The sequence below is a fragment of the Agaribacter flavus genome, assembly GCF_042646125.1.
Lineage (GTDB): Bacteria > Pseudomonadota > Gammaproteobacteria > Enterobacterales > Alteromonadaceae > Glaciecola > Glaciecola flavus.
Genome location: NZ_JBHRSW010000010.1, coordinates 14,869 through 41,040, shown reverse-complemented (window position 1 = coordinate 41,040; position 26,172 = coordinate 14,869). Strand labels below are relative to the sequence as shown.

The 26,172-nt window shown below is 42.7% G+C and carries 18 protein-coding genes; 8 read left to right on the top strand and 10 right to left on the bottom strand.

Going from position 1 to position 26,172, the window contains the following annotated elements; genetic code table 11:
* Positions 1 to 77: 77 nt before the first annotated feature.
* From ACFOHL_RS07075 to ACFOHL_RS07055, 5 genes are all read left to right on the top strand, one after another.
* Positions 78 to 2,180: a TonB-dependent receptor gene (locus ACFOHL_RS07075; RefSeq protein WP_376919517.1), complete on the top strand. Its 2,103-nt coding sequence runs from the start codon at positions 78 to 80 to the stop codon at positions 2,178 to 2,180.
* Positions 2,181 to 2,402: 222 nt separating this feature from the next.
* Positions 2,403 to 2,930 carry an RNA polymerase sigma factor gene (locus ACFOHL_RS07070; protein WP_376919516.1) on the top strand — a complete coding sequence of 176 codons (528 nt, stop codon included), beginning with the start codon at positions 2,403 to 2,405 and terminating at the stop codon, positions 2,928 to 2,930.
* Between the two features lie 19 nt (positions 2,931 to 2,949).
* Positions 2,950 to 3,978 (top strand): FecR family protein, encoded by a 1,029-nt coding sequence (locus tag ACFOHL_RS07065; RefSeq protein ID WP_376919515.1) that lies wholly within the window; start codon positions 2,950 to 2,952, stop codon positions 3,976 to 3,978.
* Positions 3,979 to 3,980: 2 nt separating this feature from the next.
* Positions 3,981 to 7,241, top strand: coding sequence for a TonB-dependent receptor (locus tag ACFOHL_RS07060; protein ID WP_376919514.1), 3,261 nt, complete (start codon positions 3,981 to 3,983; stop codon positions 7,239 to 7,241).
* 174 nt (positions 7,242 to 7,415) lie between these two features.
* Positions 7,416 to 10,691 (top strand): TonB-dependent receptor domain-containing protein, encoded by a 3,276-nt coding sequence (locus ACFOHL_RS07055; protein WP_376919513.1) that lies wholly within the window; start codon positions 7,416 to 7,418, stop codon positions 10,689 to 10,691.
* Positions 10,692 to 10,747: 56 nt separating this feature from the next.
* Here the strand turns inward: ACFOHL_RS07055 and ACFOHL_RS07050 are convergent, their stop codons facing one another.
* Positions 10,748 to 15,301, bottom strand: a complete 4,554-nt coding sequence (locus ACFOHL_RS07050; RefSeq protein ID WP_376919512.1) for a PAS domain-containing protein — start codon at positions 15,299 to 15,301, stop codon at positions 10,748 to 10,750.
* A 168-nt stretch (positions 15,302 to 15,469) separates the two neighbouring features.
* Here ACFOHL_RS07050 and moeA point away from each other — a divergent pair, with 168 nt between their 5' ends.
* The 3 genes from moeA to ACFOHL_RS07035 all read left to right on the top strand — a co-directional run bounded on the left by moeA (position 15,470) and on the right by ACFOHL_RS07035 (position 18,714).
* Positions 15,470 to 16,693, top strand: a complete 1,224-nt coding sequence (gene moeA, locus ACFOHL_RS07045; protein ID WP_376919511.1) for a molybdopterin molybdotransferase MoeA — start codon at positions 15,470 to 15,472, stop codon at positions 16,691 to 16,693.
* 217 nt (positions 16,694 to 16,910) lie between these two features.
* On the top strand, positions 16,911 to 17,819 hold the full coding sequence (locus tag ACFOHL_RS07040) for a hypothetical protein (protein ID WP_376919510.1): 909 nt from the start codon (positions 16,911 to 16,913) through the stop codon (positions 17,817 to 17,819).
* Positions 17,820 to 17,985: 166 nt separating this feature from the next.
* Positions 17,986 to 18,714, top strand: coding sequence for a DUF1223 domain-containing protein (locus ACFOHL_RS07035; protein WP_376919509.1), 729 nt, complete (start codon positions 17,986 to 17,988; stop codon positions 18,712 to 18,714).
* A 10-nt stretch (positions 18,715 to 18,724) separates the two neighbouring features.
* Here ACFOHL_RS07035 and ACFOHL_RS07030 read toward each other — a convergent pair whose 3' ends face one another.
* The 9 genes from ACFOHL_RS07030 to ACFOHL_RS06990 all read right to left on the bottom strand — a co-directional run bounded on the left by ACFOHL_RS07030 (position 18,725) and on the right by ACFOHL_RS06990 (position 26,162).
* Positions 18,725 to 20,470 (bottom strand): putative bifunctional diguanylate cyclase/phosphodiesterase, encoded by a 1,746-nt coding sequence (locus ACFOHL_RS07030; RefSeq protein WP_376919508.1) that lies wholly within the window; start codon positions 20,468 to 20,470, stop codon positions 18,725 to 18,727.
* Between the two features lie 171 nt (positions 20,471 to 20,641).
* Complete coding sequence (locus ACFOHL_RS07025; protein WP_376919507.1) at positions 20,642 to 21,970, bottom strand: sensor histidine kinase; 1,329 nt, start codon at positions 21,968 to 21,970, stop codon at positions 20,642 to 20,644.
* A 187-nt stretch (positions 21,971 to 22,157) separates the two neighbouring features.
* Positions 22,158 to 22,649, bottom strand: a complete 492-nt coding sequence (locus ACFOHL_RS07020; protein WP_376919506.1) for a hypothetical protein — start codon at positions 22,647 to 22,649, stop codon at positions 22,158 to 22,160.
* On the bottom strand, positions 22,624 to 22,761 hold the full coding sequence (locus tag ACFOHL_RS07015; protein WP_376919505.1) for a hypothetical protein: 138 nt from the start codon (positions 22,759 to 22,761) through the stop codon (positions 22,624 to 22,626). Before ACFOHL_RS07015 ends, ACFOHL_RS07020 begins: the two co-directional genes overlap by 26 nt.
* A 190-nt stretch (positions 22,762 to 22,951) precedes the next feature.
* Entirely contained in the window at positions 22,952 to 23,890 is a 939-nt protein-coding gene (locus ACFOHL_RS07010) for a hypothetical protein (protein WP_376919504.1), read from the bottom strand.
* A gap of 140 nt (positions 23,891 to 24,030) precedes the next feature.
* The gene (gene rplI / locus ACFOHL_RS07005; protein WP_376919503.1) at positions 24,031 to 24,483 is read right to left on the bottom strand and encodes a 50S ribosomal protein L9; all 453 of its coding nucleotides are present in this window, start codon (positions 24,481 to 24,483) and stop codon (positions 24,031 to 24,033) included.
* 25 nt (positions 24,484 to 24,508) lie between these two features.
* Complete coding sequence (gene rpsR / locus ACFOHL_RS07000; protein WP_376919502.1) at positions 24,509 to 24,736, bottom strand: 30S ribosomal protein S18; 228 nt, start codon at positions 24,734 to 24,736, stop codon at positions 24,509 to 24,511.
* A complete protein-coding gene (gene rpsF, locus ACFOHL_RS06995; protein WP_376919501.1) occupies positions 24,736 to 25,119 on the bottom strand; it encodes a 30S ribosomal protein S6 in 384 nt (127 codons plus the stop codon). The genes rpsR and rpsF overlap by 1 nt, the downstream gene beginning before the upstream one ends.
* A 248-nt stretch (positions 25,120 to 25,367) precedes the next feature.
* The gene (locus ACFOHL_RS06990) at positions 25,368 to 26,162 is read right to left on the bottom strand and encodes a UDP-2,3-diacylglucosamine diphosphatase (protein WP_376919500.1); all 795 of its coding nucleotides are present in this window, start codon (positions 26,160 to 26,162) and stop codon (positions 25,368 to 25,370) included.
* Between the last annotated feature and the right edge of the window lie 10 nt (positions 26,163 to 26,172).

Sequence of the window (26,172 nt, the reverse complement as noted above, 5' to 3'; positions counted from 1 at the left end):
TATACGAGATTGGAAAGAAACCCAATAGCCTGAAATCGGGAAAACAACAAGTTTTAATCTTTTTGCAGGAAATTACTTTGAAATTTACACTCACAAGCATTGCAAGCGCATTGATTCTTAGCAATACAGCCTTTGCCCAAACTCCAGATGCCTCAGGTGAGCTTGAAAGACTCACTATCACCGGACAATACTTATCAAGTAATGAATCCAATTCCATAAAAACGCCTACTCCGGTGATTGATGTACCACAGAGCTTATCCATTATTTCTGCAGACGAAATCTCCCGTCGCGGGATCAGAAGCATTGGCCAAATTATTGATTACACGCCTGGCGTCAATACTACCCAAGGCGAAGGTCACAGAGATGCGGTGGTCTTTCGTGGTGTGCGTTCTACCGCCGACTTCTTTATTGACGGTAATCGTGACGACGTTCAATACTATCGCGCGCTCTACAATATTGAGCAGGTAGAAATTTTACGTGGACCCAACGCCTTACTTTTTGGCCGCGGTGGCACTGGCGGTGTGCTTAATCGCGTATCGAAAAAAGCACAGATAGACGAAGAATTTGGTGCATCTAAAGCGCATTTGAATACATTTGGCGGCTTTGGCGGAGAAATAGATACAAATTTCAGTACAGGCAATCGTTCAGCTGTCCGTATTAATGGCATGTATGAGAGTCTAGACAACCATAGAGATTTTTTTGATGGTGAACGATTGGGTATAAATCCGACCGCTCGTATCGAATTGAGTGATAAATCTTTGTTGGATCTTTCCTACGAGTACATCAACCATGAGCGCTTTATTGACAGAGGTATACCCACATTAGACGGCAGACCAGCCGAAAGCTTAAAAAACATTGTGTTTGCGGATCCAGAAAACAACTTTACTGAATTAGAAGCGCATGTATTTAGAGCAAATTTGCAGCACCAATTTAGCGACAACGTAAAAGGCAACTTTAGCGCTTATTACGGTGACTTTGACAAAGTTTATTCTAACTTTTACGCATCAGCCTACAACACAAACGAAAATTATGTAGAGCTCGACGGTTATATCGATACCACAGTACGCGACAACTTTATTCTGAGCGGAAACTTAATTAGTGAATTTGCGACCGGTGGCATCGAACACACCCTAATTGTCGGCAGTGAGTTTATTCAAACAAATTCGGATCAAAATCGCTTTAACTCTGAGTTTAGCTCAACGGACAATGACAAAGAAACGTTTACCCTTGAACGTCCACTCAATTTTAGTGGTTTTAGTGGTGTAAACTTTGCTGGACAAACCATCACTACCGCTTTTTCGGATCTAAATGATGACACCCGTGTTGATTTAGACGTGTATTCGTTTTATATCCAAGACGAAATTGCCCTAAGCGAACATCTGGATTTAATTGTGGGTGGTCGTTTCGACAGTTTTGATATTAAAGTATTTAATGCAGATCCTGAAAAATTAGAGACTCGCTCAAGAAAAGACCAAGAATTTTCTCCAAGGGCTGGACTGGTATACAAACCTGTCGAAAACATCTCATTTTATGCGAGCTACAGTGAATCGTTTTTGCCACGCAGTGGCGAACAGTTTACTGACATTAATGGTGACGACGATAAGCTCGATCCCGATACCTACTCCAATCGTGAGGTCGGCGTAAAATGGGATTTTGCTGATAGTTTAAGTTTAACAGCCGCTGTATTTGAAAACGAACAAAGCTCGCCGCAGGTAGCAGACAATGACCCTGCAACCCTGGATGTTGTGGATTCTGAAATCGAAGGTTTTGAGTTACAGCTCAGTGGTCAACTAAATGACACTTGGTATTTTAATGCGAATTATAGCTATCTTGATGGTGAAATAGTGGATAGAACAGGGCCTACTGGCAAAACACCTAGAGAGTTACCAGAAAACACGTTCTCAATTTGGACGAGTTACTGGATAAGTGACACCTTTGGGCTCAGCTTGGGTGCAAGTTATCAAGATCAAAGCTTTGTCAATACGAGTAACTCGGCAGTGCTACCAAGCTATACTCGTTTTGACGCAGCCGCATATTACGACCTAAACGAAGACTTGCGCCTTCAAGTGAATATTGAAAATCTTAGTGACAAGTTATACTTCCCAAATTCCCATTCAACTCATCAGGTTACAGTGGGCGCCCCCATAAATGCGACATTTAGTATTATTGGCGCGTTTTAAGGGATTGAACTTTTAGGGGCTGTTGACTCCAGTTATTCTGTGGCACTTAAGTTCTTTAAGTGCCAACTTGCCTTTTGCCCGCCTAACACTTTAGCATTGACCTACGAACTACAATCAGGATAAGGTGTAAGGGATTGACAGGGTACAGTGGCTTCTTCAACCAGGCCTAACTTTCAGGCTGTACAGCAAATTTAGTTTTAAACGCTTATTAAGAACAGGATTATGTCGGTAGTAGGTAACGATAATCGATTTTGGGCTACCCTGATCCAATCGCATGATGATTCCCTGAGAGAGTTTTTAAACAGGCGCAATCAAAATGCTGCGGACGTGGGTGACATCATTCAAGAGACATACATGCGGGTTGTAAAAATTCCCCCACAAAGTGTGAATAATCCTCAGGCATACTTATTCAAAACCGCGGCTAACCTTTCGATCAATAATTACAAAAAAGTTTGTAGTGATGAGAACAACAAAAAAAATATTGCATCGAAACCTAGTACATCGACGCAATACAATACCGTCACATCCACCACACCCGAATTAGAATTAGAAGCGCAGCGAAAAAGGGAATTGATGCTGGAAGCCTTAAAAGGCTTACCTCAAAATTGTAGAGCGGCGTTTATTCTTCACCGATTTTATCCGGACACGTATTTAGATATAGCTAAAAAACTCAACGTATCGGTGAGTATGGTAGAAAAATACATCGCGCAAGCAGTTTTACACTGCAAGCAGAGCATGGAGCAGAATTAGTATTTTTGTTTAAACACTTATGAATAACATTTACACACAACGAACACAGTACACAGAAATTACGCAAGCGGAAGCAAGTGAATGGTTTGCTCGCCTAAAAAACGAGTACAAAGATCCACTGGTTCAGGTGGAATTTGATCAATGGATAAATGCGTCTGAGAGTCATCGACAAGCCTACGAAGATGTAAAACAGGTTTATAATGATTTTGGCCTAGTAAAAGATGAGGTATTCAATGATGTCGCTGATCTCATTGACCCTAATTTAATATCAGCAAACACACACGAGCAATCAAAGCAAAGCGTGTCAACTTGGTATAACAATATGAAGTACGGTATGGCTGCTTCAATCACCCTTGTGATATGCACTTTGCTATTTGTTTTTACAAAAACAAGCCCAGATCCTATTAGCTATGCCACGACAACCGGCGAGTTAAATTATTTTGCCTTGGAGGACGGATCTAAAGTCAACCTAAACACAAACACGCAGATTTCTGTAGACTATTCTGCAGAGCGACGAGACATTACCTTAACGAGCGGTGAAATACACATTGGTGTCTCGCCTGACAAAGCTCGCCCGATGATGATAGATACGGGTGACGTAATGATTAAAGTCGTTGGCACTGAATTTAACGTCAGTAAATTGGGTAAGCAGGTTAGTGTTTCGGTTGTAGAAGGCGTTGTGGAGCTACTATATACGAAGCCTTCGGTGCCAAATAATGCGCCTATACGGTTAATTGCCAATCAAAGTATATCTTACTCAAGCGAATCTGGTTTTAGTCAAATTATTGAAAATAGTTCATTGATTTCTACGTGGAAAGAAGGCTTTTTACTCTACGATGCAGACGCATTGGCTCAAGTTGTTGACGATATCAATCGTTACAGCACCAAAAAAGTACTGATTGCAGACCCAGCAATGCGAGATTTTCAAGTGAGTGGCATTATTCAGCTCGATAATATGGATACTATCGCCGATACTTTAGAAACCTTGCTACCTGTTGACGCGACCGAAAATAACAAAGGACAGGTGCTTTTATATAGGCGCTTTTGAATATGAGGCGCCTTTGCAGCTCGCTTATTCTTCTCTATGTTTCAATAAATATGCAGTGGGTTAACGCCAAGCAAAGCGAACCTGAAAAGGCTGAAACTAAATTAGAGCTTAACCTAGAAGAACAGTCGCTAACGCAGGCGTTGATACAATTAGGTCAACAAGCGAATTTAACGATTCTTTTTTCTACTCAGGACACCTCGCAATTTTCAGCGCCGAGTATACAAGGCAAATATACACTAGAAAGTATTTTACAATCTTTACTCGTCAATTCGAGCCTTCACTACACCTTTGTTGAACGAGACATCATTGCGATTGGCCGACAGAGTGAATTGCCACTTTCAACAGCCAGCAGCGAGTCATCCACCAACAATTTACCATTACAAACTCGCACCACCACCGCTCGTGAAGAAAGCCTTAGTAGAGAGCAAAAATTAGATAGTGGAAACGCCACCTTAGCGCAAAGCATCATTCAAGGAAGAGGAGACAGTATCGAGAGAATTGTTATCACCGGCTCTAAACTTAAACGCAGCGGCAAAAGTACCAATGTGCCAGTTACACTGGTAAATGACGCCTACTTAAGTATTAACTCGCCTAATAGCCTAGCAAGCACCTTACTCACACTTCCCGCCCTATCGCCCAGTGGCTTTTCAGGCGTGAATACACAAAGTCAAACATCAGGTGGAGCTGGGTTAGAGTTTCTCAATTTGCGAGGTTTAGGCACAGATAGAACCCTTGTACTCGTCAACGGCAAGCGACATGTAGGTGCTCGCAGAGGTAGCCCCGCAGTTGATATCAATAGTATTCCCGAGCAGCTGATCGAGCGCATTGAAATTAGTACTGGCGGTGCTTCAGCGGTATATGGCGCAGATGCTGTTGCCGGCGTAGTAAATATTATTCTAAAAGACAAACTTGACGGGCAACAAATTGAAATAATGGCCTCCAGTTCGTCCCGAAAAGATGCTCACCAGAGCAAAGTATCCTTTTTAAAAGGTGACGCGTTCTTTAACAACAAACTCCACGCGACAATTAGCGCAAGCTATGAAAAATCCGACGGCCTCAGTGCCCAAGACAGGAGCTTTACCAACGATGGTCTCAATTTTATTCGCAATCCAGCTAGCGCAGAGCAGAATGATGCCGCGCCAACATTAATTCATCGCTCAGATATTCGCTTTAACACGCATGCCGTTACCGGTTCATTTGAAATCGGCGACCAGCTATTTATATTTAGCGAAGACGGACAATCATTCAGACCCTTTGACTTTGGTGAAATAGGAAAACAAGGTGATCGTCAAATTGGCGGAGACGGCGTGTTATTCAGCCAATATGACAATTTGAGGCTGCCAATAGAACGACACCTTGTGACCAGTATGTTTGACTACGAGTTTGATTCAACTACCCGCATTTATGCTGATCTCAAGTACGCTTCTGTCAATGGGCAACAAGCATCACAACCCACATTTGATCCCCTAAACAGGGGCAATATCTCTTTGTCTTTAGACAACCCATTTATTTCGCCCAATCTTCGGCAACAACTCCTTACAGTGGCCGACTTTAGTCTTGATGACAAGTTGCTTGTAAACCGCGTTCATACCGAATTTGGCCGCCGGCAGTCACGTAATGATAGGCATACCTTCCAATCCAATATCGGTATGCAAGGGGAACTCAACAGCAATTGGCAGTATGAGATTTATGCAACTTTTGGTCGCAGCAAAGAAAATACACTTAGCCTGAATAGCCAAACTAATGCGCGCTTTTTTGACTCAATAGATGCCATTTTTGACGAACAGACAGGTGAAATTGTATGCCGTGATTTGCGGGCACGAATGAGTGGCTGTCAAGCACTCAATATTATTGGTATCAATCAAGCTTCTCGAGAAGCTATTGAGTATAGCCGAACTGATGTGAATTCCTCAGAAACACTGCGTCAAACGTCTGCAGGGTTAAGCTTGACCGGTGTCCTTGCAGAGCTACCTGCCGGTTCACTCAATCTTGCACTCGGAAGTGAATATCGCAAAGAGTTTAGTCGTCGAGATTCAAGCCAATTGCAAGCTTCAGGAGACTCTTTTTTGCCACCTGTGCCCTCAAACGAAGGCCAGTATGAAGTGTTCGAAGCGTATGCAGAAGCAAAATTACCCATTGTTTCAAATCAGCCATATATAAACAATCTAGCCTTAGAGGGCGCAGTCAGGCTTTCAAACTACAACACATCGGGTGGAAACACGACTTGGCATGGTATCCTAAACTATGCCCCCAAGGCGTCAAGCAGGTTTAGAATTACCCGTTCAAAGGCCGCCAGAGCGCCGAATATTGCCGAACTATTTGAAGCGCAAGACAGCGGATTTAGTAGTGTTACCGACCCCTGCAGCGAAGACTTTCGCGATGATACACTAACACGTCGCAATAATTGTGATGCATTGGGTTTACCCGCTAGCCTAGATGGAAGAAACAGCATATCTAAACAAATCATTTTTGAAGGCAATGCACAGTTAAAACCCGAAGAATCCGATACTTGGACAGCAGGCTTGGTTTATACCCCAGCAAAGTTTCCGAATCTATCTTTTACTGCCGATTACTGGCAAGTGGATATTACCCGATCGATTGACACCTTTTCACCGCAAACGATTGTAGACAGGTGTGTCGATGACAATACCCTCGTCGAAGAAAACGTGTTTTGCAGTTTTATAACTCGAGATGAAAACACGCAAGCTATATCGACAATTACTACCAAACAACTAAATATTGGTGAAATCAGCGCTCGCGGTGTCGATCTGGATTTACATTACAGTATTGATCTTGCGAGCAGCCTGTTGAGTTTACCGGGTCTGCTGCAAACGCGTGTTTTCGGTACGTATTTGGACAAACTACAAGAAAAGCCTGAGGATAGTGGCTCAACAAGCGAACCAAATTTAGCGGGGACCTTGGGTTACCCAAGATGGCAAGCCAACAGTCTTACTGAATACAAATACAAATCCCTGACGTTTGCTTGGCAAGCTCAATTCATCGGTTCGGCTTACATTGATCCGTTTTTAAAGGGAAGAGACGACAACTTTATCGACTTGCCGCATACTGGCACCAAGTTATTTCACGACTTTATGTTCAACTATGAGATAAACGATAGCCTTGACGTTCGATTGCTGATTAACAATGCTTTTGACAACATTCCGCCGCGAAGAGGCTTATTTATTAATCAGGGTCGCGGCTTATCTGGCATTTATCGAAACACCGGTGCACATTATTCTATCGGCCTCACTTACCGATCTTAGCAATATGCTTGGATTGGCAAAAAATTTAGTTTTTATTTCGCATTAAGATCAGTGATTTACAAAATATATTCAAAAATATTGCATTTTTATTTGAGGTTACATACCACTCGTTTTGTCTTTCTATATGGGAAACCTCCTCCTTGAAATAAGAATAACATCCACAGCGAGCGTATAATGAAAAATATAAATATGCATGGAAAAAGCAAGCAGACGTCCTCAGCGGCTAATATGCTTCAACTTTTCAAATTAAAACCACTTAACATCATTTCCTTATCAATCGGCTTAGCGCTCTCTAATATTGCAATTGCTGAGCAACAATCAAGCAACGCAGACAATGTAGAAGTGTCTGAAGTGCGCAGTACACAGGAAAACAACACTGACGCCGAGCCATCAAGTGCCAACGAAAATGATGAAGAGAAGCTTGTCGAAAAAATTTCGGTAGTCGGCTCCAGACTCAAAAACTTTGCGTTTGACAGTGACTTGCCGATCCAAGTTTTGACATCTGAGACAGGTTTACTCTTAGGCCTTGAAAGCACCCAAGATCTAATACGTAAATCGACCTTAGTATCTGGTTCACCACAAGCCAATGACCAAACATCAGTTAATGCTATTGGTGGGTCTTCACAAAACGGCGGTAATGGCACAAATACAATATCGCTACGTGGATTAGGCGCAGAGAGAACACTTGTCTTGTTGAATGGTCGACGTCTATCACCAACAGGCACCCGTGGTGGTGTATCGTCACCCAATATTAGTATTGTACCCTCGTCTATTATTTCAAGAGTAGAAATACTAAAAGATGGCGCTTCTTCTATTTATGGCTCTGATGCCGTTGCGGGTGTTGTCGATAATCGCTTAATCGGCCGCACGGAAGTAGATACCATATCCGTTCAGATCACCCCAACTGAACAAGGTGGTGGTGAAAACTTTCAATTGTCTGGGCGTATCAGTGAAGAATACGAGAATGGCTATTTCAATTTGGCTGCACAATTTGATTCTCGCCAACAACTTGCATTAGGCGATAGAGACTTTACAGATTGTCGCGATTTACGGGTCTTCGATCCAGTGAGCGGTGCGCAACTCGACAATCGTGATGAAAATGGTGAGGTTGTTTGCCGCGGCTTTGGCACAAACAACCGTTTCTTCATATTCCGCCAAGGTACTGGGCTTTTCTTTGACACAGATTCTATCAATGGCAGATTTGGTGGCTTGTATGTACCCGATCCAGACGGCACTATCATTGGCCCTGGACAAGATGAACTCAGGGCAATATTACCAGAATTTGCGCGAGTCGGCATTGCCAACCTCGGCGTCACAGACCCTGCAAACAATATTGGTGCCAATACAGGAGACTTTGAAGCAGCATCGGCATCAAATGCCATACTTCCTCAAACTTCGCCAATCATTTTAAACTCAAACGCCACAAACCCCGAAGAACGTTATAGTTTCTTTGCTTCTGGTGGCTATGATCTCAATGACAACCACGAGTTGTACGGTCAACTGCTACTGTCTAAAGTAGACACAGATATCAACAGTTTTCGCTTCCTTTTTCAAAATTTAGGCGGCGCACATCCAAACAATACCGTGGCAGAGCGCTTAAGAGATGCAACTGACAACGCATTGTCAGGCGCCATCGGCTTTAACATTATTAGACCCTTCTTTTCTCAAAACCAAACTAAATATGCCAATGCTGTAGTTGGTAGTAAAGGTACCTTTGGGAGCGGTTTTGGCTTGTTAGAAGACTGGGATTGGGATGTATATCTTCAATACGGTAACTCCAAAGCAGAATATACTAGTAACTTCACTCGACAAGATCGCTTAAGTGCCGTAACTGGCTTTGGCAATGTTGCTTGTGATCCGTCACAAATCAACGTTTCTTTACTGCCCGACGGCGAGACTGCCGAATCCATTTGTGATGGCGTATCGATACCGTTTTTGAGCACTAGAATATTGCGAGACGGCCAGCTTAACGCCGAAGAAGAAGCCTTCTTGGAAGGTGTTGAAACAGGAACAACCAAGTATGAGCAATACACATTTGAAGGTATTGTTTCGGGCGATCTATTTAGTTTACCTGCAGGTGAGGCCGCACTCGCCCTTGGTGTACATGTGCGCCACGACAGCTTTGACGACCAACCCGGTGCGAATAGCCAAGCGGGCAACAACCATAACTTTTCAAATGGTAATCCAACAGTTGGTACCGCCACTTTGCAAGAAGTGTTCGCAGAAATAGGTATTCCCCTGCTTGAAGACATATTCTTGATAGACAGACTTAACTTTATCGGCTCAGGGCGTTTCACCAGTAATAACCGTATTGACGATGGTGGTGAGTTTACCTATAAGCTGGGTTTGGGTTGGCATTTACACGAAACGGCAAAGTTCCGGTTTAACAAAGGCACTTCCTATCGCACACCAGCCTTGTTTGAATTGTTTCAAGGGGGCGATGATACCTTTGGCCCTACCGATCCCTGTGTAAACCTAGAAAATTCCAACCGTCCGGCTGACGAATTAAGTATTGTTACTCAAAACTGTAGCTTATTTGGCATTGATGATGCGTTTCAAACAACCGAAAATGTCAGGGTTCTAAACCAAGGTAATAGCACGGGAACCTTATTACCAGAGACATCAGAAGCAACAAACATCGGCTTTGTTTGGCAGCCTAAGTTTGCTGATTTGGCATTTTCAATTGACTACTTTGACATAGAAATTGAAGACCAAATTTCTCGTATTGGTGGTGGCGCAATTATTGAACGCTGTTTTGTCACTCAAGCTTTCAATACCATTGTAGAATTTAATAATGATCCTTTCTGTGCCTTACTTGGCGAAAGAAATGAGCGCAATGAGCTAACTCAAGTCATAAACGGTTCACTTAATATTGCCTCGCAAACATCAAGAGGCTACGACTTTGCGGTGCGCTACGGCAAAGACTTTGGTGAATATCACTTTAGTCTTGATGGACAGGTGACCAAGATAATAGAAGACTTCGTTGACCTTGACCGAGACATCGATGACCCCTTCAACGACGATATTGATAGAACATTGCTTGCGCTCAGACCTGAGTACACGGGTAATATGAATTTGTCTTTGAAGAAAGATAATTTAACGCTTTTTTGGAATGTTTTTTATGTTGGAGACTCAGACCAGCTTGATTTTCAAAGCTTAAATCCTGACTCTGGTTTTAACGAAGACGGTACTATCCAATTTGCTGCACAACCCTTCAGATTTTTGGGTCCGATCCATTCTGATACAAAAGTGGAAAGCTATTTTGAGCATACCGCTTCAGCGCGCTACCTGATTGACAATAGTATGCAGTTCACCTTTGGTGTCAGCAATATTTTCGACAGAGAACCGCCTCAAGTTGGCTCTTTTGTTAACCGTGTGGGAACGTCTGCAGTTGGACCTTATGACTTTAGAGGTCGTAAATTCTTCGTTAGAGTTACCAAGGTATTCTAAGTCTTAAGCCGCAACTTTAATACACACGCCTTCGGTTAAAACGGGGGCGTGTAAATTTAAGCATGCAAATGCGAGTACACGACTCTAAGTGTTTTCTCTAAGCTTTGCTTCGCAGCTGGCCAACGAATCGATACATTGTCAACCATACCGCTTTTACAGTCGTCTTCAATACTCGACATCATGTCGGTTAGCACCTCAGAGTTCACTTCATGTGCAATCCGAATTAGCTCTCTTGTTCCCTTAAAAATACCTGAAACATCATTGGCCACAATGGCTTCTTCGGTGCTTAAGAGGTGACGTTCTAAACCATCAATCAGACCAGAAAGCGCGAGTGGCAGTGACTCGATTTGCCCTTGTTTTTGCAAGTAAGGCAATAAATCAAACCAATCCGTTGGGTTGTTTGGCATTGATAATTTTTCGATATTAGGTCGACGGCGAGAAGCGCTACTTTCTTCATTGCTGGCAGCTTGCAGCTCTTGTTTATGCGCAGTCAATAAGGCTGACTCTTGTTCTGCTAACTTGTCTTGACTCGTTTGCAATTCGGCTTGGGCAGCCTGTAAAGCCGACTCTTTCTCTGCAATTTGCTGTTGGCTCTTTTCAAGCGCTTTTTCCAACTCACTCATTTGTGTGCTCAGGGTTGAATGGCTATCGTGCTGATGAGACAAACTCTCTTTACTCTTTGTGTATTCTTCTTGCACTTTTGCCAGTTCGTTTGCCAATGCTGCTTGCTTTGACTCAAGCGTACTAATAGCCGACTCTTTGTTCTCCAAAGCCTCTTGCTGTTCGTGCAATTGTTGTTGAAGGTAGGCCTCTTTTTCGGCCTGTTGCGTGATTTTTGCTTCGAGTTCTTCGGCTGTCTCTTTCGCTTTTTCAAGCTCATCGAGCAGGCTTTGCTCACCAGACTGCGATTGGTTAACTTGCTGCTCGGCGTGTTTCAACGCATCTAGCTTGCCAGCCAACTTGCTTTGCAACTCCTCATTTTGACTATTGGCTTGCTGTAATGCTTGCTGCAATTGACGTTTTTGCGCTTCAATTTCTGCATGATGTTTGTGCCATTGTTCTTCGTTACCGGCAATCATTTGTTGTTGTTTTTCTGCTCGTGTCTCGACGTCATTCAATTCCACGGTTAGTAATTCCAACTTTTGCTCATGCTGTAAACGAGCAAGTCTCTCTTTATCAGCTTGACGTTGAATGTCGTCTAGCTGGGATTTCGTTTCTGCCAATTGCTTGCGCTTGGCCTCTACTTCGCTTTGCAGCTCTTCCTGCGCTGCCTGCCATTGCCTGTCACTCTCACTGATTTTTGCCTGTTCTTCTGCACTTCTGGATTCAATTTCGGTCAGCTCTTGCTTCAATAGCTCAAGACGTTGGCGATGGTGCTCTTTTTCGGCTTTTTCTGCTTCGGTTTGCTGTTTGGCCTGGCTCAATATTTCTTCAGTTTCTTGCAGTTTACGCTGTTTTGCTTTTAGCTCTTCCCAGAGTTTTTGCTGCGCTGCTTTGCGTTCATTCTCGCGTTTCGCGGCTTCTTCTTGCTTCGCTCGCATATGGTTTTCTGTTTCTGTTAGTTCTTGTTGCAATTGCTTGAGCGAAGCCTCTTGTTGATCTCTAGCCTGCTTTTCTTGCTCGGCGGCATGTCTGGCCTCGTCTAAGGCATCTTTTGTACTTTGTAGCTGTTGTTGCTTCTGTGCTAACTCTTCTCTTAGCGCCGACTGCTGAGCTTGCATGTCACCTTTTTCTTGATTGGACATCTCTTCAAGCTTTTGCATTTCGCGCTGTAAGTGCTCCACATGTTGGGCTTTATTGTTAATTTCTGATTGCGCCAACTCGTAGGTTTGTTCAAGTTCTCTGCGTTGCTTTTCTGCTTCTTCACTGGCTTTGCGTTGATTGATAAGCTGCTGTCTTAAGCTCTCTGTGGTCGAGGTAGAGCTAGATAGCTGGGATTGCAAAGATTGGATTTTTTCACTTACTTGATTAATTTGCTGATCTTTATCTGTGACAGCATCTTTCATCTGCTTAATTTGGCTCACCAAATTCGACATTTTATCTTTTTGTACATTTAAGTGGGCTTTGAGCTGTTCTGCATTCTCCTCACTGAGCGCGAGGGCAGTTTGCGCATCTTTGTATTTGTCTTCACTTTCTTGTAAAGCAACCGCGATTTGCTCACGTTGCGCATGCAAGCCTTTTACCTGCTCATTAGAAGAAGCCAACTGCGTTTGCAATTCGCTGTTAGTGCGCTGTGCGTCAGCAAGCATATCGCGGCTTTGGCTATATTCGCTTTGCAATTGTTGCAGGTTTTCAGCCACACTTTCATGCTTTTCCTTAAGCTCAGAATATTCGTTACAGGTCTCATCAAATTGTGCTTGAACACTTTGTAATTGCTGTTGCGTTTCAGCAAGCGACTTCATTTTATCGGCTAATTCGTCTTGACTATTGGCAAGTAATTTTTGCTTTTCTTCAGTTTCACGTTCAGCCGCTTGCTTGAGGTTTAGCGCATGCATGCGCGCTTCATCTGCTTTTTGCAATTCTCGCTTATCCATCCAAATACACAAAATCGAATCAAAGGATTTATCTTTGTAGATGGGTACATAGGTGGCGTGACAAGGAAGCTCGTAGTCACCGAGCTGGTACTCCCAATCTGATGCGTATACTTTTCCTGATTGTTTAACCTGCTCGATGGCACGCTTTAATCGACTTGCTTTCAATTCATTACTGTTCAGTTTAGTGGAGTAAGGCATCACGTTGCGCAATTCATATTCGTCTTGCGCCCCAAAGAAAGCTAGCGCCGCCTCATTTAACTTGCTGAAGCCCTGCTCACTTAAAATAGCCATCGGCATACTGCTATGCTCAAGCAAACTATCAAATTTGTCTTGCTGGAACTGCTCATCTGAACGATCGGCAATCCAGCATAGATACTCTTGTTTTTCACGGTTAATCAAATCAACGTGCAGTTCACTAGGATGTAGCTGGTTATCTTTGCCTTTTAATTTTGCATGAAAATCTCGCAGTTTGCCGGTTCTGTTGAGTTTTTTGGCGGCCTGACCGGCTTCAGCAGGATCAGCAAAGAGTTGATAAAAGTTGCCATGTTTTAGCTCATTTTCTGAATATTGCAGGCGGTCGAGCATGTTGTGGTTTGCGGTTATCACACGATCTTCGGCGTCAATTGTTGCAATCGCTACAGGTGCTAGGTTAAGCATATTTTCAAGCTGTTCTCTTTCACTTTTCACTTGTGCTTTTAACTCTGTGAGCTCAGTTATATCTGAAATCATGCCCACCACTCGCCGTTCCGACTCTTCACTCAAGTATACGTCTGACTTGTATGCTGCTATAAAGCACCTCAGGTGCATTTCTCGACCATCATGCGCAATCACCTTGCATTCTGCCTGTTGCGCAAAGCTACTGACACCTGCGCTGCGCTTGTGTAAGTCAAGAATATTTTCTGGAAATACCTGTGCCTCAAATAAGTTATTAGTATTAATGTTCGGATTAACAATCCGCATTAAAGAACTAAAGGCATTGTTGTGAGCCACTATGTTGCCTTTGCCGTCTAAGGCGTACACGGGGCTGGCTGAAGCATTCAGCATCGCGTGTATTTGCTGCTCAAACATCGCATGCTGCTGTTTGTATTCAGCAAGTACAGTTTCTTTCTCGACAATCGCGTCAAAACACACATATTTACCTTCCGTCTTTTGCGTTTGCGTATGCATGCGAATATGTAATGGTATGTAGTGCATAGGAGCGGATATATTTTTGTCCTCTACCCTTACAAACTCGGGGCAATTTAACGCTCGTATGCGTAGGCTAGCCTCAGCCAGTCCCTTATTGGAAAAGGTATCGATTAAGCGTTTCCACTTTTCAATATCATTTTTGTGGATGTGAGTGGCAAATGTTTGTAAATCTATGCTTTGCTTACAATCGAATGGCTGGCTATCGGGACTAGACAGCATTTGCGCAGCGGTATCATTCAAGTGCAGTGCTTGCTTGGCAAGATCACCTTTGACTACACCAAGCTCTGTGCCAGCAATCAGTGCTTGCAAATGTTTATGATCAGCTTTGGATTGTGTAAATGCGCGCTGCAAATTATTTTGATCAATCATCACTACACTTCGGAACATTCCATCACTGGTAGTGCGCAATTCCCCGATGTTTATCGCTAAAATTAACTTGCTCGATCGTGCACAGGCGTGAATTTTTGCGTCGCTCGCTTCCAAGGCTTGAGCAAGCTTACTGTGATCTTCTTCTGTAAAGCATTGTTCAAATGATATACCGATGAGCTTTTCAGGCTGGCGCCCAAGTAGTTTTGCACTGTAGCTATTAACTGCTGTTATTTTTCCTTCTGCATTAAGGCTTAGCACGCCGCTTGGCAAGGCATCTCGAAATTCGGTTTGTTTAGCAATGGTCTTTTTAAGCTGTTTTTTCGAGACGACACCAAATAGAAACAATGCAATAAACACTGTGAACACAAGCGCTACAACAATTCCAGCGGTGTTAAGAAGCGTGTTAAGTTGTTCGGTAGAACGATTTGCAATTACATATACAAAGGGCCCTGATAGTTTGTCAGAGGACATCGTTTTGAACAACACATTAGTAATTCCAACACTTTCTTCTATTATCACAGCATTAATCTCAAAAGACTTTCAATAAGGTCAAGACAGGTATCTAGCGTCTAACATATTAAAAATCTTTCTGAGTTGTTTAGCGTAAATGACTCGCGGTTATAAAAATGTATACCTGTTTTGTGCTAGAGTTTGTCTCAAGTTAAAGATTGAAGTGGTACAACAATAATGAACTGTGATCAAAGCACAAATTCACTGCTTTCTGTACAAGAAGCCGTAGACAAAATTGCAATGGCGCTGAGGCCAATAACAGAACTTGAACAATGCGATTTACTTGACGCGCGAGGCAGAACCCTAGCCACCGATATTTATTCAGACCTTGAGGTACCACCAGCTGATAATTCTGCGATGGATGGTTACGCATTTAAACACAGTGACTTAGCATCGGGAAAAGCACTTAAAATTATTGGTAAAAGTTTTGCTGGCACGCCGTTTACGGGCCTGGTCAACGACGGTGAATGCGTAAGGATCATGACAGGTGCTATCGTACCCGATGGAGCAGATACAGTTGAGATGCAAGAAAACGTGTCCGTCGATGGCGGCTTAGCCAGCATAAACGTAATAAGTACAAAGGGCAATGCAATCCGACTTGCAGGCGAAGATATAGCTAAAGGCAGTAAAGTGCTAAAGGCGGGACAAGTGATCAGAGCCATCGATATCGGCATACTGGCGAGCTTGGGTATTGAACATGTTCCTGTATACAGAAAACCAAAAGTTGCAGTATTGTCGACAGGCGATGAACTCACTCCCCCCGGAACGCGCTTAGAAGTAGGGCAAATCTATGACTCTAACCGCTACGCCATTATCGCAATGTTAAAACAAGCCAATGTTGACGTGATAGATTTAGGTTTGATCAAAGATGATATCGAGCAAATAAAAGCAGCTTTTAGCCAAGCAGACAAACTCGCGGATCTAGTAATTTCATCTGGCGGGGTATCTGTTGGCGAAGCTGATTATACGGGTCAAATACTGAAAGAAATGGGTAATATAAACTTTTGGAAATTAGCCATCAAACCCGGCAAGCCGCTAGCATTCGGTCAATTAAAACGCGCCTATTTTTTTGGGCTCCCTGGCAACCCTGTGTCTGCGGTTGTTACTCTACAGCAAATTGCCTTACCGGCCTTGTCACAAATGTCTGGAGCAAAAGACACTCAAACACAATTGTTGTCCGCCACTGCATCTGAGACCTTTTTTAAACACCCGGGGCGTCTTGACTACCAACGCGCTATATTTTGGCAAGAACAAGGGAAACTCTTTGTGAGGCCAACCGGTCCACAAGGCTCTGGTATGCTTAGCTCTGTACTACACGCAAATTGCTATGCGGTATTAGAGAGGGAGAGGGGTAAAGTCGAAGCTGGCGAAAATGTAAATATACAGATAATTTATGCTTAGGATTTGATAAGGTCTGTTGTACAATTTTATCGCAATGCGCAATAGACCCTAATCTCTGCTATATGCGTATTATTAATTAAACCCCAAAAAATAACTTGACCAACTGGTCAGGTTGTTGATATCAAGCGCGGCGTTTTTTATTGGTAATAAAGTAGGTATACCAACATAAGCATTAATTAATTATTCTATATTCAGCCAGTACATCCAGAGGGGAGCAATGAGACTAACTTGTATTATTTGTTTAAGTTTTTCATTGTCTTTATTCTTTCCCTCGGCGAGTCCAGCAAAAGAAAACGATAGTAACGCTTATCAACTAAAGGTTGCCATGCATACCGGTTCATTTATCGCATATGAACTTAGTTCTATGAATAAGCCCTGCAAGCAACTAAAACTATTCAAAGACAAACCCAATCACCGTATGGCAATCGAGCTGTTAATCATGTGTGAGGCATTTGAGGCAGCTGATTTTGAAGTACATATGCAAGTTTCACCTACGCCAAATTATTATCGCGCGCTTCGCGATACCAATGATGGGCGATATCATACCATTGCTGAAAGCATATGGTCTGCAAGCTTAGACAACTATCACGCTTTGCATGTGACGCAAGATGTCGTGAGATTCGGTGAGTTTGAAAAAGGTGTATATACTTCAGACCAGCATCCTCTTCAACAAGCCAAGCACAACACTGACATAGACTTAAAGCAATATACCTCTGTCACATTTCGGCATTGGGAGCATGACTATAATATCTTGCGACAGATTTCGGGTCAGGTATTGACCACAATTAAATTTGATTCCTTACTTAAAATGCTACATGCGCAACGTGCCGACTTTTCCATCATCGAATTTCCAATTGAAGACTCGTTACAGTTCACTTTTGCTGGCGTCACCACACTGCCGATTCAAGGAATAAAAGTTAAAATGTACGACTCTCGCGTGTTTGTCATCTCAAAAAAAACGCAAAACAGTGATACTATTTTCAATGCATTAAATCGAGGCCTCAGCATAATGCGAAAAGAAAAACGCATCGCGCCTCACTATATTCGGCAAGGTCTGATCAATCATCGCGTAAAAGACTGGAAAGTGATAAACAGCCCACCAGAAAAGCACATTAAACCTTTATGATTTGTTAGTAATTCGTCCGATAGCTTGGACATTTTCGTGATAACTGCACTGTATTATTACTAACATGAGAAATTAACCGCGAATCTGCAATATGAAAAAATGCAACTTATGCCTATTTGGCTCTGTGGGACTGATATTAATTATGTCCCTAATACTGTGCGTTTTTATGATTTGGATAAATATCGCTATTGCTGCTGAGCCAACGCCAAAAGCACAAGTTAGCTTTGTATCCTCAGAAAAACAAGTGACATTGCTAGAACTGTATTCTTCGCAAGGTTGCAGTAGCTGTCCACCTGCACAACACTGGGTAAATGCACTGGCGCAGAATCCTAGCTTATGGGAAGAGATTATCCCCGTCGTGTTCCACGTTGATTATTGGGACTATATTGGTTGGCAAGACCCCTTTGGGCACGCTGAATATAGCCAACGCCAGAGAGCATATCGAAACAGCAAGGCAATCAATTCAGTTTACACACCCGGTTTTGTCGTAAATGGCAGTGAGTGGACCGGCTGGTTTGCTGGGCATGATCTATCTTTGCAAGGCTCTGAAGTCGGTGTACTAAAAACCTCGCTCGTTAACGATAAATTACATGTGTCTTTTGATAGCGATAGCAGTCAAAACTTGACCGTAAACATCGCTGTTTTAGGCTTTGATTTATTCACAAAAGTAAGGCGGGGCGAAAACGCCAGAAAGACCTTAGAAGACAATTTTGTTGTACTGGCAATGAAATCACAAGAGTTTGATAACAATGGTACTTACGACTTACCTGACTACTCAGCTTTAAAATGTAGGTTAGCGAAAAAGGGGACAGTTATCGAAAAAACAGCACTGGTCGTTTGGTTGGCAAATGCGGATAACGCCAGCCCTGTGCAGGCGGTGGGAGGCTATTTATAGTCTGTTAAAACTATATAACCAAGACTTTTTGCGCGTTGCTTACGTTCTCACTCCACTTAGATTCTATGGTAGACGCGGCTTGAGGCTTAGCAAAGTAAAACCCTTGCCCATGATCGATATTCAAAGCTTTGCATATTCTCAGGTGCTCTTCTGTTTCGATTCCTTCTGCGACTACCGTCATATCCAAGCGTTTTAACATGGTTGCTAAGGCTTCAAAAACGGCCAAGCGTTTTTCTTCACTTTCGTCTATAGTAAACAGTGACTTATCCAGTTTAACCACATCAATTGGATAATTTATCAAATGAGAAATAGATGAATACCCTACCCCAAAATCATCAAGCGAAATGACAAAACCAAAATCTGACAAGGTTTCGATGGATTGTTTAATCACTTGCTGTTGCTCAAACAGAGCCGTTTCGGTGATTTCTAAGACGATATTCTCTGGCTTTACAGAGTGGTATTCTGCGCGTTGAATAATGTATTGCGCTATTTTAGGATACTGAAGTTGTACTGGCGATATGTTGATGGCAATAAAGTTGTCGCTAATAATCGCTCTCTGCCAGCGCCCGATCTGTTCAATTGCTCGGTCGATTACCCAATTCCCAATTTCGTGAATATCGTTGTTTTTTTCAGCAATGGGAATAAACTCGTCAGGTACAAAATTGTCGCTGTCTTCAGGCCAACGCAGCAAAGCCTCGTATCCAATTTCATTGCCGCTGGCAATATCAATAACAGGCTGAAAATGTATGTTAAATGCATTGTCACTCAGATGTTTTCGCAGACCAATTTGAATATCATACTGGCGGCTAAACTGCGCTTGCATTGAGTCGTCATAAAGCTTAATCATCCCTTTGCCAGCGCGTTTTGCAGTATACATTGCGACATCTGCAAATTTGACCAAATCTTCCTTACAGCTCGCTTGCATTGGGTACATCGCTGCACCAATACTGGCATTGCACTCCAGTTCGTTTTCGGCAATAACAATGGGTGGCTTCAATACATCCTGAATGCGCTTTGCGACCATACACACTTGTTCAGGTGAGCGAATCCCATTTAAGATAATTGCAAATTCATCCCCTCCCAAACGCGCAAAACTTTCGTGCCGACGCAGTTGCGTCTTAATGCGTTTAGAAAACTCAATCAGCAAACGATCGCCTGCATCGTGCCCCATGGTATCGTTAATGAACTTAAAGTTATCCAGATCCATAAGAATCAACGCAACATCTGAGCGTGTTCGGCTGTTTTCGTCAATGAGTATCGACATTAATTGATTGAAGTGGTAGCGATTGGACAAGCCTGTTAGTGGGTCTTTTTCAGAAAGGTGTTTGACGTTGAGATAGTTTTGATGAAGTTTGTGCTCCAGCTCAAAACGTTTTTGAGCGTGTGTAATTGAGCGCTGAAGATTAAGTTTGCCAATATCTGACTTTAGAATAAAATCTTGCGCACCTGCTTCGATGCACTCCACTGCTAGTTCTTCACTCTCAGCAGAGCTCATCATCACAATCGCTACGCTGCCTAGATCTGGCCTGGAACGCAATTGATGAACCATTTCAATACCATCAGAACCGGGCATCCGGTAATCAAGCAAAATTACGTCAAAGCTCTCTTGCCTTAGCTTACCAAGGCCTTCGTTAACAGATATGGCTTCGATGATATCTACATCAAAAGAATTCGCAGTTAGGGTACGACGGATGATTTTTCTATCAACTAGATCATCGTCAACAACAAGAACCTTTAGGCGTCTTCTCATTTCCATCGGGTATTTCTCTTAATTTTGATGGTAACAGCTCTATGTGCAGCAACCTCGAGATATCCTTACTTGAACACTTACAAACTGAGCTTTTTACCGTTAGGAGACCACACGCTCCAGTACATATACGTTACAATTAATTGCGCGAGAGTAAAAGGCTTTAATGCACTAATCTGTCTAATTTATCACCAATTCTTTGTATTTTGTTGGCCAGTTAACAATAAATCGCGTCCCTCTTGGCAAATTGTCCTCAACGGCTACCGAGCCACCATATTGTTCAACTAATTTTTTCACTACACTCAAGCCCATACCCGAGCCTTCAACTTCATCACGAGACTTCAAAGTACGGAAAAGTTCGAATACTTTGCCTTTAAATTCATCAGGTACGCCCGGACCATCGTCTGCAACAATAACAGAGGTTGTACGAACTTTCTTTTTCACTTTAATATCTATGTTCGCATTCGTCGAATCGTGATGCTTAATCGCATTGTTAATCAAGTTTACCATCACCACGCTAAACGGTACCTCGGGAACTAGTATACTCGTATCGTCACAGTGCAAACCAAACCCCATGGGTAAGTCCACCAAATTTAACAACTCAAATACTTTGTCTTTGACTTGAATATTAACCGGTTTCTGCATCTTTCTACCGGTTCGACTGTATTCAAGTAAGTCTTTGAGTAACTTTTCCATGCGCTCAGCGCGATTCATCACAAGTGAAAGATTATCCACAGCGTCGGGAGGCAGCAGCGCTTTGGTGTCCTCCAACACCCAAGAGACAATAGTTTGAATGGCGTTCAAAGGGGCGCGAAGATCATGTGAGGCTACGTAGGCAAAGTTATCCAAATCTTGATTTGAACGTTTCAAATCATTGATAAGGCTCTCTCTTTCGGTCTCTTCTTTGCTAATACAAAGTAGATAGGGCTCGCCATCGTCTCCTATAAAACGTTTTTTTATGTAGTTTGCGAAGGTTTCACTCCCATCTGCAAGCGTCACTTTTTCACGCGCTTGAAATAGACCTTTTTGCAGAGCCAATTGATCGGTTTCTGCAAAACGCTGCAATTGAGCATCGCTAAACGCCTCTGCTTGCTCATTTAATGTAATACCCTTTGCTGATTGATAAAAGGCTTGAGCCGCTTGATTGGCAAAAACAAACTCAGCGTGCTTGTCTTTCACAAAGATACAATCTTGGTTCAAGTTAATCACCTGATCCTGAAGCGTATTTTGCCTTTTTAACTCAACGATTTGTTTTTCTAGTCTGGCGACCTCTGCTCGTAAGCACTCAAACTCATCACTGAGAGTATTCGCCTTGTGCTTATCGGTGTTGCTTTGATTGGTGTTGCTTAGATTAGCATTGTTTTGAGTAGCATTAACTGGGCTTGCATCGCCATCGCTATGACTATATTCAGCTTTGGAAACCTTGTCCAAACTGGCTTGTTTTATCTTATCATCTATCAAAATGTGCAAACGAAGTATTTTATCAGTCTGCTGTAGCCCATTGCTCATATCTAAAACAATCGTCGCGCTCGCTGACTGAGAGTGTATTGATTTGCACGATATTATTGTAATCCCTATTCAATAACAAGAAATGCCGCTTTATTGGGCAGTTCAAATACTGAAGTGATATTACTTAAATCATCACCTAAGCCAACTTTGAATTAACACCAACACCCTTCATAAGAACAACCGCCTCTTACGTAGAATGGGATCGAATACTTACAGTGGTTTTGCTAGGTAAAATCAAGTTGTCTGCATTTGCGTGTGATTTTACACTGTCGCAATTTGCGGCCAGTGATTGCACATTGACATTGCGGCGTTTAAGTTCTCGCTTGAGTTCACATTGCTGTTCTGGCGTTTTGTGAATAAATAGCATTTCTGGTTTACCGTCACAATAGGTATAACCTGATACTTTGGGGAAACGCTGAGATTTATTAATAGTAATCTGACTTGTTGGGGGCGAAACAAATGACGATCCACTTTCTGTGTTTTCAACATTGATCCCACCGCGCTCGGACTGCGATACAGTATAGCGATGCTTAACGCGCAGTTTTGCGTCTGCAAAATAATGACTGTTGCCGCACAACTCACTCGCTCGCTGATGCCAAAAATCCATCGCATATTCAGCCGGCGTGTTTGCGTTGACTTTGTAGGTAATATGATTAAATACCCTCGCCGAGCGCCTCATCTTGATACCCTAAGCCATCAATCACGCTTTTTGCACGATATCCCGTTTGGCAGGCCGTCAAGCCGAATATCAAGAGCAGAGAGAATAGCTTTGCTACAAACGATTTATTCATATTCAACATCATCAGTCCTTTATATGTTGAGAAGACGACACCTAGCCAATACTCCTCCTATGGAGCAGCGGCCTCTTTGTGACACATTATGTTTATAGTCGCTTGTTTAGAATTGTACAAATTTTGTCTATTATTTAATCTTGTTTTGCAATGATTATATTTCTTTAGGCTATGTCTGCTTTACAAGTGCTCATTCACCTTCATAAACAGGAATACATTTTACTACTTCATATTCATATCCATAGGGCATATCTGTGTTAATTGAAATTAACAAAACAGAAAAGTCATCAATAATAACGCTGCGTTGTTCCTTGTCTTTTTTACATGCACTGTATTCGTAGGCTTCGAAAAAGAATACAAAATCAGCAATGATGGACCGTAAAGTGCGACTTTTTTTGATCGTTTCGTCAGCAAATATAGACGTTTTATCTTGATTGTCCGGTTCAAGGTCTATTGATGCAGTGACAAAACTATCGCCTTCATTTTGCGCGAAAGGATTGCTATCAAATGTTTGACTTACCTTTGTGGATATTAGCTTCTCAAAGCTCGAATCAACAAAATATGGAAAGGCGATAGAGAGTAAATAGAAACAAACAAAAGGCACAAGAATTAGGCGCATGATCATGGTCATCCACACATTTTTTTTATCTTCCCAGTGCGCCTTTACCCTGATTCTAAATAACTTTAGTACAATTGAGAGGACTAACCAAAAATTAATAGCCAGTAGAACAAGTGACAAAATCAGCAGTGAACTTAAGGCGATCCAAAATGGCGTAAAAACCAAGGCTGTAAAACCAATTGTAAAAATAAACGGGTAGGGCTCTATTCCGGTTACTTGGTTGATTTCACTAGCCGCGTAAGCTAGAGCAATATTTGCAGCACCTGCGTATACAATGACTGTAATACTCTTGCCGATGGCGTAATTCCAAAGTTTTAAGAACAGCAAGTTTAGCTCTCTCGCCAAGCCTAATATGCTGATAAACAGGGCTAAGTAAAAGGTCCCCATACCGCCGACGAGCGCAATAATAAGCAAAAGAAAGCCTGTGAAATAACACAACTGAGAAAAATTATACTCTGCCAGCCGTGTTTTTAAGCTGTCTCTTGTCAAAGTAAACTTGGCAAAATTCAAAGTACTACTCCCTATACCACCAAAACAAACTTAGGTAACGTTCCCTTTTAGGGTTGATAGACTAAAAACAAAGCCTCATTAAAGCAAAAAACCCGAACAAATGTTCGGGTTTTTTAAGTAGTCATGTAAATTGCCGAATATTAAGCTTCAGCAATAATCACTAACTTGACGGTTGCCATTACATCAGAGTGAACTTGTACGTCGATATCGTACTCGCCAGTCTCGCGCAATGTACCAGTAGGAAGCTTAACTTCAGCTTTAGTCACTTCGACACCAGCCGCAGTAATTGCTTCTGCGATGTCGCGCGTACCTACTGAACCGAATAGTTTGCCTTCGTCACCTGCAGGCGCTGCAATAGTGACTGCTTCTAGAGCAGCTAACTTTTCTGCGCGTGCTTCTGCTGCACCTAAAGCTTCAGCGATTTTTGCTTCAAGCTCTGCACGACGTTGTTCAAACTTTTCAACGTTATCTTTTGTTGCAGGAACAGCTTTACCTTGCGGGAACAAAAAGTTACGCGCATAGCCAGCTTTAACTGCAACCTGATCACCTAGTCCGCCTAAGTTGGCGATTTTGTCTAGTAGAATGATGTTCATCTTTGCTACCTCTTAATTGCCAAACTTATTTATGTGAATCAGTGTACGGTAACAACGCAAGGAAGCGAGCACGCTTGATTGCAGTTGAAAGCTGACGCTGATACTTAGCACTTGTACCAGTGATGCGGCTAGGTACAATTTTACCACTTTCAGTGATATAGTTTTTTAGCAAAGAGATATCTTTATAATCAATCTCTTGTACACCTTCTGCAGAAAAACGGCAGAATTTACGACGTCTAAAAAAACGAGCCATTATGCTTCTCCCTCTGCTGCTTCAGTTTTTGCTGGCGCTGGTCTTTCTTTACGCTCTTCACGACGCTCTTCTTTAGCCATTGGAGAGGCTTCAGTAACAGCAGCTTTTGTACGCATAACTAAGTTACGCAATACAATGTCGTTATAGCGGAAAGCAGTTTCAAGCTCTTCAACTGCTTCAGCAGTCGCTTGTGCATTGATAAGCACATAATGTGCTTTGTGAAGCTTTTCAATTGGGTAAGCCAGTTGACGACGACCCCAATCTTCTAGACGATCGATTTTACCGCCGTCTTGCTCAAGAATCGCGCGGTATTTTTCGATCATACCTGGCACTTGTTCACTCTGATCAGGGTGAACCATAAATACAATTTCGTAATGACGCATTACTGCTCCCTACGGTTAAAGCCTCGGACAGTGCAGCTGTCTGTCATAAAGGCAAGGAACGTGATAATAGCTGCAGGGCGCGGAGTATACAGCAGTGTGGGGGCTTGCTCAATAGCAAATCGCTGAAAATTTGCGCGCATCAACATATGGAGAAACGCGTGACCAACAGGCGTTTAAGCTTGTTGGTAACAGAGTGGCACTGGGTTTTGATTTTGAAGGTTTCACCTAAGCTGCTTTTTGAGCTGCTTTTACGCCGCTTTTTTGGCCTTTTTTATCGGGAACTTGAGTGTCTGCGCTTGATTCAAGCCCGTCCAATGCAAAATTTCCATCGACCCGTCCATGTTTTCAACCAGTGCTGAGCAATTTTCTACCCAGTCACCGTCATTGATATAGGAGACTCCTAGGACTTCGTCTTGTTCTGGGTGGTGGATATGACCACATATCACCCCATCAAGCCCTTTTGCCTTTGCCCGTTTACAAGCAGCAAGTTTATAACGGTAAATTGCCTTATTCGCGCCTTTAATGCGGCTTTTAATGTAGCCCGCAAGAGACCAATAGCTGCCATCCCGCCATGCCTTGTAACGGTTATAATGGCGATTCAAAAAAAGCAGTAAATCATAGCCCTTATCACCGATCCACGCCTGAAACTTGCCCAGAGTAACATCGCCGTCACATTGGTCGCCGTGAAAGACTAAATATTTTTTATTGTCGTTAGCAGTATGGATGTATTCGCGACAAATTTTTACGTCACCAAACTGCAAGCCCTGATACTTTTGCAATGGCTCATCATGGTTACCGGGAAGATAAATAACTTGGGTATTGCCGTGGCTCAACGCCATTATTTTATGCAAGACATCGTTGTGCGCAGCCGGCCAGCGAAACTGCTTGGTCATTTGCCATAAATCGACAATATCGCCAACCAAAAATAGCTTATCGCAGCTGATGTTGTTCAGAAAGTCTAAAAGGAATTCGGCTTTGCAGTCTTGGTTACCCAAGTGAATATCTGAAATGAATACACTAGAAAAATGCTGTTGTTTTTGCATAAAAAACTCC